The sequence below is a fragment of the Streptomyces sp. SID12488 genome, assembly GCF_010548275.1.
Classification (GTDB): Bacteria; Actinomycetota; Actinomycetes; order Streptomycetales; family Streptomycetaceae; genus Streptomyces.
In genome coordinates, this window is sequence record NZ_JAAGLT010000002.1 from 442,080 (window position 1) to 456,612 (window position 14,533).

Annotated in this window: 11 protein-coding genes and 2 pseudogenes; 8 read left to right on the top strand and 5 right to left on the bottom strand. The window is 68.5% G+C overall.

Annotated elements, in window-relative coordinates; genetic code table 11:
• Window positions 1–55 precede the first annotated feature (55 nt).
• Together G3I56_RS06105 and G3I56_RS06110 are read left to right on the top strand one after the other, a co-directional pair.
• Entirely contained in the window at window positions 56–1,306 is a 1,251-nt protein-coding gene (locus G3I56_RS06105; protein WP_164407798.1) for a histidine kinase, read from the top strand.
• Between the two features lie 50 nt (window positions 1,307–1,356).
• A complete protein-coding gene (locus G3I56_RS06110; RefSeq protein ID WP_164407799.1) occupies window positions 1,357–2,040 on the top strand; it encodes a response regulator transcription factor in 684 nt (227 codons plus the stop codon).
• Window positions 2,041–2,301: 261 nt separating this feature from the next.
• On the opposite strand, the gene G3I56_RS06115 is transcribed toward G3I56_RS06110, so the two are convergent.
• Window positions 2,302–3,474 (bottom strand): RNA-guided endonuclease TnpB family protein, encoded by a 1,173-nt coding sequence (locus G3I56_RS06115; protein ID WP_164407800.1) that lies wholly within the window; start codon window positions 3,472–3,474, stop codon window positions 2,302–2,304.
• Window positions 3,475–3,718: 244 nt separating this feature from the next.
• Here G3I56_RS06115 and G3I56_RS06120 point away from each other — a divergent pair.
• Window positions 3,719–4,522: pseudogene (locus G3I56_RS06120) on the top strand (efflux RND transporter permease subunit); the annotation flags it as partial.
• Between the two features lie 701 nt (window positions 4,523–5,223).
• On the top strand, window positions 5,224–5,685 hold the full coding sequence (locus tag G3I56_RS06130) for a hypothetical protein (RefSeq protein WP_164407801.1): 462 nt from the start codon (window positions 5,224–5,226) through the stop codon (window positions 5,683–5,685).
• Between the two features lie 714 nt (window positions 5,686–6,399).
• Here G3I56_RS06130 and nadA read toward each other — a convergent pair.
• Window positions 6,400–7,584, bottom strand: a complete 1,185-nt coding sequence (nadA, locus tag G3I56_RS06135; protein ID WP_164407802.1) for a quinolinate synthase NadA — start codon at window positions 7,582–7,584, stop codon at window positions 6,400–6,402.
• Between the two features lie 291 nt (window positions 7,585–7,875).
• Between nadA and G3I56_RS06140 the strand changes: the two genes are divergently transcribed.
• Window positions 7,876–8,232, top strand: a complete 357-nt coding sequence (locus tag G3I56_RS06140) for an iron-sulfur cluster assembly accessory protein (RefSeq protein WP_006380335.1) — start codon at window positions 7,876–7,878, stop codon at window positions 8,230–8,232.
• A 106-nt stretch (window positions 8,233–8,338) separates the two neighbouring features.
• Here G3I56_RS06140 and G3I56_RS06145 read toward each other — a convergent pair whose 3' ends face one another.
• Together G3I56_RS06145 and G3I56_RS06150 are read right to left on the bottom strand one after the other, a co-directional pair.
• Window positions 8,339–9,991 carry a hypothetical protein gene (locus G3I56_RS06145; RefSeq protein ID WP_164407803.1) on the bottom strand — a complete coding sequence of 551 codons (1,653 nt, stop codon included), beginning with the start codon at window positions 9,989–9,991 and terminating at the stop codon, window positions 8,339–8,341.
• A 194-nt stretch (window positions 9,992–10,185) separates the two neighbouring features.
• Complete coding sequence (locus G3I56_RS06150; protein WP_164407804.1) at window positions 10,186–10,431, bottom strand: hypothetical protein; 246 nt, start codon at window positions 10,429–10,431, stop codon at window positions 10,186–10,188.
• A 133-nt stretch (window positions 10,432–10,564) separates the two neighbouring features.
• Between G3I56_RS06150 and G3I56_RS06155 the strand changes: the two genes are divergently transcribed.
• Window positions 10,565–11,539 carry a carbohydrate kinase family protein gene (locus G3I56_RS06155; protein ID WP_164407805.1) on the top strand — a complete coding sequence of 325 codons (975 nt, stop codon included), beginning with the start codon at window positions 10,565–10,567 and terminating at the stop codon, window positions 11,537–11,539.
• A gap of 89 nt (window positions 11,540–11,628) precedes the next feature.
• Here G3I56_RS06155 and G3I56_RS06160 read toward each other — a convergent pair whose 3' ends face one another.
• Window positions 11,629–13,005 carry a cysteine desulfurase/sulfurtransferase TusA family protein gene (locus G3I56_RS06160; RefSeq protein ID WP_164407806.1) on the bottom strand — a complete coding sequence of 459 codons (1,377 nt, stop codon included), beginning with the start codon at window positions 13,003–13,005 and terminating at the stop codon, window positions 11,629–11,631.
• Between the two features lie 315 nt (window positions 13,006–13,320).
• On the opposite strand from G3I56_RS06160, the gene coxB reads away from it, so the two are divergent.
• A complete protein-coding gene (coxB, locus tag G3I56_RS06165) occupies window positions 13,321–14,313 on the top strand; it encodes a cytochrome c oxidase subunit II (RefSeq protein WP_343239873.1) in 993 nt (330 codons plus the stop codon).
• Window positions 14,310–14,533: pseudogene (locus tag G3I56_RS06170) on the top strand (cytochrome ubiquinol oxidase subunit I); the annotation flags it as partial. The gene coxB and the pseudogene G3I56_RS06170, both read left to right, overlap by 4 nt.

Here is a 14,533-nt window from a genome sequence, read left to right on the forward strand (position 1 = left end):
GGTGCCTGGGGGTGCAACCCCCAGTAACGCCCAAGTGAGAGCTACCTTGACGAATGTGACCCCCCTCCAGCGAGCCCGACGCCATCTGAAGGCGCACCCCCTCGTGCTGGACGTGGCCCTCGCCGCAGCCGTGCTCCTCTGCATGCTGGGCGCCTCGTTCGTCGACCCGCATGGAAAGCACGGCGGCGGCTGGACCGCCCGCACCCCCGACGCGCTCAGTCTCGTCCTCATGGTGCTCAGCTCGGCCGCCCTCACCCTCCGCCGCCGCGCCCCCATGAAGGTGCTCGCGTTCACCGGCGTCGCCTCCCTCGTCGAGTCGGTCACCGCCGATCCACGTGCCCCTGTCGCGATGTCCGCGGTGATCGCCCTCTACACCGTCGCGTCGACCACCGACCGCCCCACCACCTTGCGTGTCGGCCTCCTCACCATGACCGTCCTCACCGGTTCCGCGATGCTGGCCGGCCCGCTGCCCTGGTACGCGCAGGAAAACCTCGGCATCTTCGCCTGGACCGGTATGGCCGCGACCGCCGGGGACGCCGTACGCAGCCGCCGTGGCTTCATCGACGCCATGAGAGAGCGCGCCGAGCGAGCGGAACGCACCCGCGAGGAGGAGGCCCGCCGACGCGTGGCCGAGGAGCGGCTGCGCATCGCCCGTGACCTGCACGACGTGGTCGCCCACCACATCGCCCTCGTCAACGTCCAGGCCGGAGTCGCCGCGCACGTCATGGACAAGCGCCCCGACCAGGCCAAGGAGGCCCTCGCCCATGTACGGGAGGCCAGTCGCTCGGCGCTGAACGAGCTGCGCGCGACCGTCGGACTGCTGCGTCAGTCCGGGGACCCGGAGGCACCCACCGAGCCCGCGCCCGGTCTGCACCGGCTCGACGAGCTGGTCGGCACCTTCCACAGTGCCGGACTCCAGGTCGAGGTCGCCCGCGCCGACCAGGACACCACCCTCCCCGCGGCCATCGATCTGGCCGCCTACCGGGTGATCCAGGAGGCCCTGACGAACGTACAGAAGCACGCGGGAGCGGAGGCGAAGGCCGAGGTCAGCGTCGTACGGGTGGGGCCGAACATCGAGATCACCGTGCTGGACAACGGGCCGGGCAAAGGAGAAGGCCAGGACGGCCCGGAGGAGGGCGGCGGGCACGGGCTGCTCGGGATGAGGGAGCGCGTCACCGCGGTCGGCGGCGGCTGCAGCGCCGGTCCCCGGTACGGAGGCGGCTTCCGGGTGCATGCGATCCTGCCGGTGAAGAGCAGACCGCGTCCTGCGGACGGCGCGGGCACCCCCGTACCGAGAACCGCGTAGACGGCCGCGCACCGATTCGCCGATCCATCGATTTTCACTGAGGACCGCCCATGACGATCCGTGTCCTGCTCGCCGACGACCAGGCCCTGCTGCGCAGCGCCTTCCGGGTGCTCGTGGACTCGGAGGCCGACATGGAGGTGGTCGGGGAGGCGTCCGACGGGGCGGAGGCGGTGCGGCTGGCGCGGGAGCAGCGTGCCGACGTCGTGCTCATGGACATCCGGATGCCGGGCACCGACGGACTGGCCGCGACGCGGCTGATCAGCGCGGATCCGGGGCTCGCGCATGTACGGGTCGTGATGCTGACGACGTTCGAGGTCGACGAGTACGTGGTGCAGTCCTTGCGCGCCGGCGCGTCCGGGTTCCTCGGCAAGGGGGCCGAGCCCGACGAGCTGCTGAACGCCATCCGGGTCGCCGCCGGGGGCGAGGCACTGCTGTCGCCGGCCGCCACCAAGGGGCTGATCGCCCAGTTCCTCGCGCAGGGCGACGTGCTGGACGACAGTCGTGATCCCGCACGTGCCGAGCGGCTGGACGCGCTGACCGGGCGGGAGCGCGAGGTGCTGGTGCAGGTCGCCGGCGGGCACTCGAACGACGAGATAGCGGAGCGGCTGGAGGTCAGCCCGCTGACGGTGAAGACGCACGTCAACCGGGCCATGGCCAAGCTGGGCGCCCGGGACCGGGCGCAACTCGTCGTCATCGCCTACGAGTCGGGACTGGTACGTCCAAGGGTGGAGTGAGTCTCGCGGGGCGTACTGCGGCCGGAGCGGGAGCCAGTAAGGAGGACGGGCTCGGACGCCTCTTCGCAGTCATCGTCATCCTGGTCTTCATGGTGTCGGTCTGCTCGACCGCGTCACTGCGGTCTCGATCCCGCTGTCGGTGATACTGCCGCTGATCGTTCTGTGGATCAGGGACCTGTCCGTCAACGACCCGGCCGTGAACGCCCGGGCTTGCTGCTCGAGTCATCGATGGCTTCGATGGGTCCCGGCTGCGTCCAGCTCTCACGCGATGAGGGTGAGAGCGGGGGCCTGTGACTTGGCCCCGCGAACCCACGTCATCCAGCCTCGGGCCGCGATGTTGTGGGACGAGTTGAGGTCTGCGTGCTCGACGAAGCCACAGACCCTGCAGGTGAAGACGGCCTGGGAGGGCCGGTTGTGCCGGTGGGTGTGGTGGCACTGGGAGCATTCCTGGCTGGTGTACGCCGGGTTGACGTGTACGAGCGGGATGCCGGAGCGCTTGGCCTTGTAGGCGATGAAGGTGCCCAGTTGGTGGAAGGACCAGGAGTGCAGGGTGGCGCGTTGGGGCTTCCTCAGCCGTACCCGTTCGCGGATGCCCGTGAGTTCTTCCAGGGCGATGCCGCGACCGGTGCGCTGTGCCACCGTCACGATGCTCTTGCTGATCTTGTGGTTGATGTCGCGGGCCCGCCGAGCTTCCTTGCCCGCGTGCTTTTTCGCCCGTCTCTTGGCGGACTTGGTGTTCTTCTTCTGCAGCTTGGTGCGCAGTTTCCGGTCGTTGTCTCGGCGCCGGTTCATCCGGCGCCCGCTGTGCCGGGCGCCGTCGGTGGTGGTGGCGATGTTCACGATGCCCAGATCCACCCCGAGGAAGGCGACGGGGTGGGTGTTCGGCTCGGCCTCGGCGATCTCACAGGTCGCCAGGAGGTACCACTGTCCACCGGTGCGGATCAGGTCCGATTCACCCTGACGGCAGCGGGCCACCATCGCCAGCTGTTCCGCCTGGCCGGTGAAGGCCACCTCTTTCATCCGCCCGCCGGTTGTCCAGATCGACACCGTGCGCTCCTGGTGCTGCCAGGACAGCATCCGGTCGTCGAATGGCTGAGCGGACTCGGCCCGGAAGGTGATCGGTTCGCCTGCCGCTTTCTCGTAGCGTTTGGTGCCGGGGCGGCCGTAGTTGCCCGCCTTGAGGTTGGCCCGCAGGCTGGTGTAGGCGTCGGCGGTCTTCTTGATGCTGTGCTGGGCCGCCTGGGCACCCAGTCCCCACCGCTCCTTGACCGCACTGTAGGTGCGATCCCGCAGCGCCCGCTTGGAGGTCGGTTTCTTCGCGAATGCCTCTGCCGACACCCAGTTCGCCGCTTCGTTGCAGGCGGTCAGGGTCGCCTCAAGTGCCGCCGCCTGCACGGGCGTCGGCAGGAGCTTCACCCGCACCACCAGCTTCATGGCCACCGACTCTAAACAGTTCACCGCCCGCACCACACCGTCCGCTCATCGGATCACCCGATTGAGTGAGATGCCGGTCGACCGGGGTAGCTGTGACCACCTCCGGCAACAACGGAACTCGTCCTGCTCCGCTGGATTTCGCCACACACGGATTCGCCGGGCAAGGTGCTGGGGCGCTTCGCGTCACGGCCCCGGGTGCGATTCCTCTCAGGTGTGAATGCCCGTGGTTCCTCGCACGATCAGGCTGAAGGCGCTGAAGCTGGGCGCGGTGAAACGCGGCGACATAGCGGACGTGTGACTGGTCGACGGCCCGGTGTCGATGACCCGGATCGACGGCCAGCGGGCCGCGACGATCACGGCGAGACCGACGGGCGACAACACGGGCGCGGTCAGCGCGGACCTCACCTCGAAGCTGGACGCCCTCAAGCTCCCCGCAGGTGCGACGGCGGAGATCGGCGGGGTGTCGTCGGACCAGGACGACGCGTTCAAGAACCTGGCGCTGGCGATGCTGGCGGCGATCGCGATCGTCTTCATGCTCCTGGTGGCGACGTTCCGCTCGCTGGTCCAGCCCCTGATCCTCCTGGTGTCGATCCCGTTCGCGGCAACGGGCGCGATCGGCCTGCTGGTTGCCACGGGCACCCCGATGGGCGTCCCGGCGATGATCGGCATGCTGATGCTGATCGGCATCGTGGTGACGAACGCGATCGTCCTGATCGACCTGATCAACCAGTACCGCGGCCAGGGCTACGGAGTGGTCGAGGCTGTGGTCGAAGGCGGCCGTCACCGGCTCCGCCCGATCCTGATGACGGCCCTGGCGACCATCTTCGCCCTCCTCCCGATGGCGCTGGGCGTGACGGGCGAGGGCGGCTTCATCGCCCAGCCGCTCGCGGTGGTCGTCATCGGCGGCCTGATCACGTCAACTGCCTTGACCCTGCTGCTGGTTCCGACGCTGTACGCGGTGGTGGAGCTGCGGAAGGAACGGCGGACGAAGAAGAAGGCGGCGAAGCGGGAGCCGAAGCCGGAGGTGCTGGAGCCGGCCGGGGTGTGACCGGCTGACAGAGCGAAAGGGCGGCCGGGTCGCGTACGCGACCCGGCCGCCCTTTCGCTCTGTCTTATGCCTTCAGCGAGTTGACGAACATGTCCCAGATCGCGGCTGGGACGACGAATACGGACCCTCGAGGGCTCTTGCTGTCGCGGACGAGTTGGAGACGGATCTGTTTAACTCGGCGGAGTTCGTCGTACGGCTGGCTGAGGCGCTGTGGGGCAGGCGGTGCTGGCGTTTTCGATGAGTCTCACAGGCGTAACCGTGGGTCTCCGAATCCGCCGACGCGGAAAATCTCCGAAATCGCAAAGGCGAAGGTTCCGAGTCGTTCACCCTCGCGGCGGTTCCAAAGTCCTGCCGGTCGGCGATCCGTGATGGCCACGACAGCCTGACGATGCTACGACGAGTGGCCTCTCGTGCGGCGAAGCTCTGGATTGACGCTGTTGAACCACGAGGTCGCCCGCATCGCCCAGAGCTTCGACGTGTCGCCCGCCGTGGCGGTCAACGGCGATGCCTGGCGACCGAGTGCGCGATAAGGAAAAAATGACATAAAAGGTAATCGAAGACGATCGACAACTGTCGAAATGGAAAGCGCTTACGCTAGGATTTGGGCATCGCTTGGCTTCTGCGTTATCGGCCGTGGCGCGAAATAGCTGGCTGGCAAGCGGGACCCAGTCCTCATACAGGCCTCTTCCGGGAGTAGATCGATGCGTCGACGGCGCCGTGACCAACCTCGCGATCCCTTGGCGTCAGCGCTCCCGGATGCGATTGCGATTGCGATCCCAGAGGTAGTCACCCTTATAGAAATCTTCGAGCACGCCCATGCCCTCATAGTCGATTTGAGTGAGGTCGACAAAGAAACCCTCGCCAGGGCCAGTGGATCCAGTTTGATACCGATGCTTTACGCGCGAGCTGGATTCAGCTCAATCCAGGGGCGCCGCAGTGTTCCTTTACTCGCCGACGAGATTGGTCTTCTCGAGGCCGCCGTGATTAACCTGGAGTCTTATCAGGGGAACGAGGCCGTTCTGTGCGCCGGCTATCAATTATTGGAAGATTTTGCGAACCGCAAGAGAAACACCTCCCCTGTGTGTCACGTACACGGAATTCTGGCCTTCGCCGGTGAGGCTGAGGGTACGACCAGCGGATCGGTAGCTCCTTCCTTGGCGTGACGCCGAGGCCAGGTCGGAGGGCCGGAGCGGTCTCGTGGCGTTCGGTTCCCGAGGTGACGTCGATGGGCAGACCGCCGAAGGTGTCGGGTTCCGCGTGCCAGGAGACCCACTCACGGCACAGGTGCTCGAGGTGGAGGCCGACGACCTTGCCAAGGAAGGTGTCCCGGGACAGCGCCCAGGCCGGCGCCGCGTTGTGTCGGCGGGGCAGGTGGGCCTGGTCGGGGCGTACCACCGCGTGGTGGAACGTGATCAGCGGTTCGGCGATGCGGTACGCACTGCGGTTGCCGGCCGAGACCGCCGCGAGGACGGAGTGACAGAGCGCGCGATCACGTACGCCCGGTTCTGCGGCCAGCAGGTACTCCGCCTCGCCGTACAGCGGACGGGCCGGGTTGAGGGCCGTACGGCAGACCCAGTCGTCGAAGTCGTCCAGTCCTGTCGGTGCGTCGTCGTCGACGAACTCCCGTCGGTAGGCCGGGGTTCCGCCGACCGTGGCGTGGGTGAGGACCGAGAGCCTCGGGTCGGTGATGTCCCAGAAGGAGGATGCGGGGGTGGCGGCGCAGATGACGGCCCGCGCGCACCCCGATGGCCCGCTGGAGGCGGGACGGGCGCGGCAAGGTCACCTCGTTCTTGGGGATGCGCGTCAAATATGTGCATCCCCAAGAACGCGAGTGCACCCGAATGGACACGGGCGGCGCCATTCACCCGGTAACCCGCCTACGGCAGCGCCAGCATCCGCTCAAGCGCCAGCTTCGCGAACGTCTCCGTCTCCCTGTCCACGGAGATCTGGTTCACCAGCTTGCCCTCGGCCAGGGACTCCAGGGTCCAGACCAGGTGGGGAAGGTCGATCCGGTTCATCGTCGAGCAGAAGCAGACCGTCTTGTCGAGGAACACGACTTCCTTGCCCTCGGGTGCGAAACGGTTCGCCAGGCGGCGGACCAGGTTCAGCTCGGTCCCGATGGCCCACTTGGAACCGGCCGGGGCCGCCTCCAGCGCCTTGATGATGTACTCCGTGGAGCCGACGTAGTCCGCCGCCTCCACCACCTCGTGCTTGCACTCCGGGTGGACCAGGACGTTCACGCCGGGGATCCGTTCCCGGACGTCGTTCACCGAGTCCACGCTGAAGCGTCCGTGCACCGAGCAGTGGCCGCGCCAAAGGATCATCTTCGCGTCGCGCAGCTGCTCCGCCGTCAGGCCGCCGTTCGGCTTGTGCGGGTTGTAGAGGACGCAGTCGTCGAGCGACATCCCCATGTCCCGCACGGCCGTGTTGCGGCCCAGGTGCTGGTCCGGCAGGAACAGGACCTTCTCGCCCTGTTCGAAGGCCCACTCGAGGGCGCGTTCGGCATTGGACGACGTACAGATCGTGCCGCCGTGCTTCCCGGTGAACGCCTTGATGTCCGCCGAGGAGTTCATGTAGGAGACGGGCACGACCTGGTCGGCCACCCCGGCCTCCGTCAGAACGTCCCAGCACTCGGCCACCTGTTCGGCCGTCGCCATGTCCGCCATCGAGCAGCCGGCGGCCAGGTCGGGCAGGACCACCTTCTGGTCGTCGCCGGTCAGGATGTCCGCCGACTCCGCCATGAAGTGCACACCGCAGAACACGATGTACTCCGCCTCCGGACGCGCCGCCGCGTCCCGGGCCAGCTTGAAGGAGTCACCCGTGACGTCCGCGAACTGGATGACCTCGTCGCGCTGGTAGTGATGGCCGAGGACGAAGACCTTCTCGCCGAGCTTCTCCTTGGCAGCACGGGCACGTGCCACCAGGTTCGGGTCGGAGGGGGAGGGCAGGTCGCCGGGGCACTCCACGCCACGCTCGCTCCGCGGGTCGGCCTCACGGCCGAGGAGCAGCAGGGCGAGGGGCGTCGGCTGTACGTCGAGGTCCTGGGTCTGGGCGGTGGTCACGACACGCACCCTTTCTGTTCTGCCGTTCAAGCCTTTTCGTCTAATTGACGTTATCTATCGTAACCCCTTCACGTCACTTTGACGAGGTTCATTGCGTCGATGTGACATGAATCCCGGCGCCCGGCCGGAGCCGGACCGGAGCCCGTCCACAGGTCGCTGTTCGCGTTTCCGCGTGTGTGCGAGCATGGAGAGGAGAACGGAAAGAAACAGACTCTCGGCCCGGAATGAATCCGCGGCCCCGCCGGTTGCACTCGTCGGCAGAAGTCTCCGTACAACCCGGGAGAGATGTAGATGTCCGTATCGGACGAGACCAGCACCGTCACCGACGGCATCATCCTGTCCGACGCCGCCGCGGCGAAGGTCAAGGCCCTGCTCGACCAGGAAGGCCGCGAGGACCTCGCGCTGCGTGTCGCGGTCCAGCCCGGCGGTTGCTCGGGTCTGCGCTACCAACTGTTCTTCGACGAGCGTTCCCTCGACGGTGACGTTCTCAAGGACTTCGACGGCGTCAAGGTCGTCACCGACCGTATGAGCGCTCCCTACCTCGGCGGCGCCTCCATCGACTTCGTCGACACCATCGAGAAGCAGGGCTTCACGATCGACAACCCGAACGCGACGGGCTCCTGCGCCTGCGGTGACTCCTTCAGCTAGGCCGTAGGGCCGTCAGGCCACAAGGCCGTCACGTGAAGGCGGCGCCCCCTCCGAGGGGGCGCCGCCTTCACGCGTACCGGGGGAGCCCGAAAGGGGCCCGGGTCGACTACTTGTTGACGAAGTCGCCCTTGGGGATCGACTCCCCGTCCGCCCCCACGACCTTCCGGTCGCCCAGCGGCTCGTCCAGCCGCACCGTCGTGTACGTCGCCTTGGCGAGCGCGATACAGACCGTGCCCTTCTTGGTCGTCGAGGTCGCGGTCACCGTGACCTGCTCACCGTTGTCCCCGTCCTCGCTCGCCGACGCCGAGTACTTGCTGCACACCCCGCCCCAGAAGCCCACGGTCAGCTCCTTGCCGTCACCGGAGACCGTGTAGCCCTCGATCTTCATGTCACTCGTCGTCGTCCCGGACGTCGGCTCGTCGCCCGGTGCGGTCGGCGTGGCCGTCGGGGACGGCTCCGCACTGGTCGCGTCCCCGGCCAGGTACCGGGGGTCGACCGCCGGATACGTCACCGTGAAGCCCTTGGCGGCACCCTGCGCCCGTACCTCGAACAGCCACGACGGCACCAGCGCAGGCCGCCCCGACACGGAGTGCGAAGCCAGCCCGAACACCGCCTTGCCGACGGTGAGCGACTCCTTCTGCCCCGTCGTCGTCGTAGTGGTGGCCCCGCACGGTGCCTCCAGACGGTCCTTCAGCGGTACGGGGCTGGCGCAGCCCCCGATGCCCATACGGTGCTCGGGAGTCGCCCCGGCGCCCGGCTCGTTGAGCAGGGCCAGCGTCGCCTTGGCACTGATCACCGGGTACGTGTCGCTCTTCACCGGCGTCGCCAACTGGCCGCTGCCGCTGACCACTTCGCCCTGCGCGCTGATCTGGAGGCCGGTCGTCCAGCCGTAGGTGGGCAGTCCGCCGACCACCGGATCGGCGTTCACCACCCGCTGGGTGCCTGTCAGTTGGCTCGCGTCCAGTTTCGCGTCGTCCTGGCCGACCGCCTTCAGGACCGGCGCCGCGGCCTTCTTCGCCGCCGCCTCGCTCACCGGATCGACGGTCGTCCCCTCGGCGCCCGTGCCGGAGTTCTGCGCGCACACGGTCGTGCTCTTGCAGTTGTCGGGACCGCCGAGAAGGTACCGGCTGAAGGACCAGGTCCCCGGCGCCTGCTTGTTCACCCGCAGGAACGGGCCCGTCCCGTCCTTCGCCGTGCCGACCAGCCAGCTGTCGGCCTCCGTCACCGGCTTCCCCTCGACGCCGAGCGCCTTGGCCAGCCGGGTCACCTCGGCGGCCGTGATCGTTTCCTCGCCCTTCTTCGCCATCGTGTACACCGGCGCCGAGGCGGGCCCGGCGGGCAGCGCGCCGTCCGCCCGGTAGGTCACCCCGTTCGGGTCGGGCTCGCCGGGCGCGATGCCGTTCGTACCGCCCGTGTCATCCGTACCGCCCGTGCCGCCCTCGGTGTAGCCGTCGAGGGCCAGCGGCGGGGGAGTGGTGCTGTCGCCGCCGGGCGCGGAGTTGTCCGTACGATCGTCGGCGCCCGAGCCGCCGGTCAGGCCGGCGGTGAGGTACGCCCCGCCGCCCCCGACGAGCAGGACCGCGGCGGCGACCGACGCGACGAGCACCGGGGACCGGCGCCGGGACGGACGCTCCGTGTCGCTCTCCTCCGGCGTGGCCTCGGTGGTGCCGTCCGCCTCGGCCTCGGTGGCCTCGGTGGCCTTGTCGTCGGCCTTGTCGTCGGCGTCGGCGTCGTCGTGATCGGGTCGCTCGGTGTTCACCGCATCGCTCCTTGGGCTCCCAGCTGTCCCGGCTGTCCCGACCACCCGGCCCTGTCACAGACAGGCACCGGGAGGTCGTACACCGCGTCCTCTTTACGGGGGACAGCGATGGGACGCAGCGGGGGAGCGCACGGTTCCCGTCGAGCGCTGGTCGGCGGGGTGCCGTCGGTCGCGGGCCCTCGTCCGGGCCGGGCCTAGTCGCCGTACTCGGGCATCGCGTCCACCAGCCGCGCCGAGGCGGGCGGGACGGTCACGCCGTGGATACGGGACGGGGAGACGGGCAGGGCGATGATCCGGTCCGGGGCCGCCCAGTGCGGCGCCATCCGGGCGCAGTCGCCGCGCAGGGAGGCCAGATCCCCTTCGAGATCGTGCGGGGCGGCACCCGGTCCGGAGTGCAGTTGCTGGACCTGAAGGGCCTGGTGGATCTTGAAGTTGGTCATAGTGGAACCGTATGCACCGGATACTCGGCGAGAAAGATCTACTATCGGGTAGTTTTGCCGCTTCAGCGAGCACGGGCCGACCGGGTAGCGTGAACTGTCAATCCCCCTCCCCTCCCAGGAGAGTGTCCCCGTCGTGCGTATCGCAGTCACCGGCTCCATCGCCACCGACCACCTCATGACCTTCCCCGGCCGTTTCGCCGACCAGTTCGTAGCGGACCAGCTGCACACGGTCTCGCTGTCCTTCCTGGTCGACAACCTCGACGTACGCCGGGGTGGCGTGGGCGCGAACATCGCCTTCGGCATGGGCCAGCTCGGCACCAGGCCGATCCTGGTCGGAGCCGCAGGCGCCGACTTCGACGAGTACCGCGCCTGGCTGGACCGCCACGGCGTGGACACCGACTCGGTGCGTATCTCCGAGACGCTGCACACCGCGCGTTTCGTGTGCACCACCGACTCGGACCACAACCAGATCGGCTCCTTCTACACCGGCGCCATGAGCGAGGCCCGGCTGATCGAGCTGAAGACCGTCGCCGACCGTGTCGGCGGCCTCGACCTGGTCTCGATCGGCGCGGACGACCCGGAGGCGATGCTCCGCCACACCGAGGAGTGCCGCACGCGGTCCATCCCGTTCGCCGCCGACTTCTCCCAGCAGATCGCCCGCATGGGCGGCGACGACATCAAGGTCCTGCTGGAAGGTGCCGCCTACCTCTTCTCGAACGAGTACGAGAAGGGCCTCATCGAGTCGAAGACCGGCTGGTCCGACGCCGAGATCCTCGCCAAGGTCGGCACCCGGGTGACCACCCTCGGCGCCAAGGGCGTACGCATCGAGCGCGTCGGCGAGGAGCCGATCGAGGTCGGCTGCCCGGACGAGGAGGCCAAGGTCGAGCCCACGGGCGTCGGCGACGCGTTCCGCGCGGGGTTCCTGTCGGGACTGGCGTGGGGCGTCTCCCTGGAGCGTGCCGCACAGGTCGGCTGCATGCTGGCGACTCTCGTCATCGAGACGGTGGGTACGCAGGAGTACCAGCTGCGGCGGGCCCACTTCATGGAGCGGTTCGCCAAGGCGTACGGCGATGAGGCCGCGGCGGAGGTCCAGGGGCATCTGGGCTGAGTGCCGGGTGCGGGTGCGTGGGGGCTGGTCGCGCACCCGCGGCGGTAGCCGCAAATCGATACAGCCCCGCGCCCCTGAAGGCAGGTCGGTCAGCTCAACCGGCGGATCAGGTATGCCGTTCCCTTCTCCGCCGGTTCCTCGCCCATGTACTCCTGCCCCCGCATCTCGCACCACGCCGGGATGTCCAGCCGCGCCGCCTCGTCGTCCGAGAGGACACGGACTGTGGCGCCCACCTGGACATCGCCGATGACCTTCGCCAGTTCGATCACCGGGATCGGGCACCGCTTGCCGAGCGCGTTCACGACGAGCGCGTCCTTCTCCCGGACCGTCACCGGAACCGGCGCGCCCAGCTTCTCCCGTACGGTCGCCACCGCCCCCGGCAGGACGGACAGGAACCGGTCGACCTCCTCGGCCGGGGTCCCGACCGGCAACGAGACCCGCACGTTTCCCTCACTGAGCACCCCCATCGCCTTCAGCACATGGCTGGGCGTCAACGTGCTACTCGTACAGGACGAGCCGGAGGAGACGGAGAAACCGGCACGGTCCAGCTCGTGCAGCAGTGTCTCCCCGTCGACATAGAGACAGGAGAAGGTGACGACACCGGGCAGCCGCCGTACCGGATCGCCGACCACCTCCACGTCCGTCACCAGCTGAGGCACCCGCGCCCGGATCCGCTCCGTCAGCTCCCGCAGTCGTTCCGCCTCCTGGGCCGCCTCGGCCCGTACCGCGCGCAAGGAGGCCGCCGCCGCGACGATCGCCGGAAGGTTCTCGAACCCGGCCGCCCGCCCCGACTCCCGCTCGTCCACGGGCCCTTGGACCGCGAACCGCACTCCCTTGCGCACGGCGAGCAGCCCGACCCCGGAGGGCCCACCCCACTTGTGGGCACTCGCCGCCAGCAGCGACCAGGGCCCCGCGACTGCCGCCCACCCCAACGACTGCGCCGCGTCCACCAGCAACGGCACCCCGGCCGCCCGGCACACCTCGGCCACCTCCGCCACCGGCTGCTCGGTCCCCACCTCGTGGTTGGCCGACTGGAGACACGCCAGCGCGGTGTCGGGCCGTACGGCGGCCTCGTACACCCCGACGGCCACGGCACCGGCACGATCCACCGCGACGGCCGTCACCTCGCCGCCCGCCGCCTCCCACTCCTCCGCCGAATGGAGTACCGAAGAATGTTCGACCGCCGACACGATCAGGTGACGTCCGACGCGGCGCCGGCCCGCGAGAGCGCCCGCCATACCGGTGTGCACGGCCCGTGTACCCGACGATGTGAAGGTCAGCTCATCGGGCCGACACCCCACCTCCTCGGCGGCGGCCTCCCGAGCGGCATCCAGCAACATCCGGGCCCGCCGCCCCTCCCTGTACAGACGTGCGGGATCGGCCCACCCCTCATCGAGAGAGGCCAGCAGAGCCTGCCGGGCAACGGGGTGAAGGGGAGCAGAGGAGGCCGCATCGAAGTAGGACACACCCCAACGCTAAGTCCTCAACAAGGGGTGCGCGGTCCCACCTAAGGGGTGCGGGGAACTGCGCGACAAGCCACAACGCACCTGCAGCCGCCGAACAAGAGGAACCCCCACCCACTAGGCGCCCGACCCTCCGTCAGACCCCTTCGGGGTGACCCCCGGCGCGTTGGGGACCCTCCCCGCGCGACCCCAAATTGCGTCCAGTAGGGTTTGGTCCGCATAAACATCCAAACCCCTGCCCGACGCAGGGCGGCGACCGACCCCGAGAAGGCAGGCCGCAGCCGATCCGCGCGGGCGAGACTCTCGGGAAGGCGCTACGTGAGTCCCAACGGCTCCGACCTCCCCCACGCCCTGGGGGGCGCGGGCGGTACCCCCACGCCGCGGCGCCCGTTGCGGCGGAAGCTGCTGCAGGCATTGACTGCGGGCCTGGTCCTCGCGACCGCGACCGGTTGCACATACAAGGACTTCCCCCGCCTTGGTATGCCCACCCCGACCACGGAAGAGGCTCCGCGGATCCTCTCCCTGTGGCAGGGATCCTGGGCAGCCGCGCTCGCCACCGGCGTGCTGGTCTGGGGTCTGATCCTGTGGAGCGCCATGTTCCACAGGCGCAGCCGCACCAAGGTCGAAGTACCTCCGCAGACCCGGTACAACATGCCCATCGAGGCGCTGTACACCGTGGTCCCGCTGATCATCGTCTCGGTGCTCTTCTACTTCACGGCACGTGACGAGTCGAAGCTCCTCGACACCTCCAAGAAGCCCGACCTCACGGTCAACGTGGTGGGCTTCCAGTGGAGCTGGGGCTTCAACTACATCGAGAACGTCGAGGGTTCCACCGGAAACGCGGACACCGACGAGAACCTGGCCGCCATTCCGGACCGGTTCAAGGAGGACTTCCCGGCCAACGCCGGCGGCGTCTACGACGTCGGCACCCCCGGTACGAAGAACCCGCAGACCGGCAACCCCGGCCCGACCCTCTGGCTCCCCAAGGGCAAGACGGTCCGCTTCGTCCTCACCTCGCGTGACGTCATCCACTCCTTCTGGGTGGTGCCGTTCCTGATGAAGCAGGACGTCATCCCGGGCCACACCAACGCCTTCCAGGTGACCCCCAACAAGGAGGGCACCTTCCTGGGCAAGTGTGCGGAGCTTTGCGGCGTCGACCACTCCCGGATGCTGTTCAACGTGAAGGTCGTCTCCCCCGAGCGCTACGAGCAGCACCTCAAGGACCTCGCCAAGAAGGGGCAGACCGGTTACATTCCCGCCGGCATCGCGCAGACGAGCCACGAGAAGAACCGGGAGACGACGAACCTGTGAGCATCACCAACGAACCCCAGGGTGCCGTCGCGGCTGAGGACTCGTACGAGAACGAGCTGCCGGTACGGCGCAAGCAGCCCGGCAACGTGGTCATCAAGTGGCTGACGACCACGGACCACAAGACGATCGGCACGCTGTATCTGGTGACGTCGTTCGCGTTCTTCTGCATCGGTGGCGTGATGGCGCTGTTCATGCGCGCCGAGCTGGCCCGGCCGGGTCT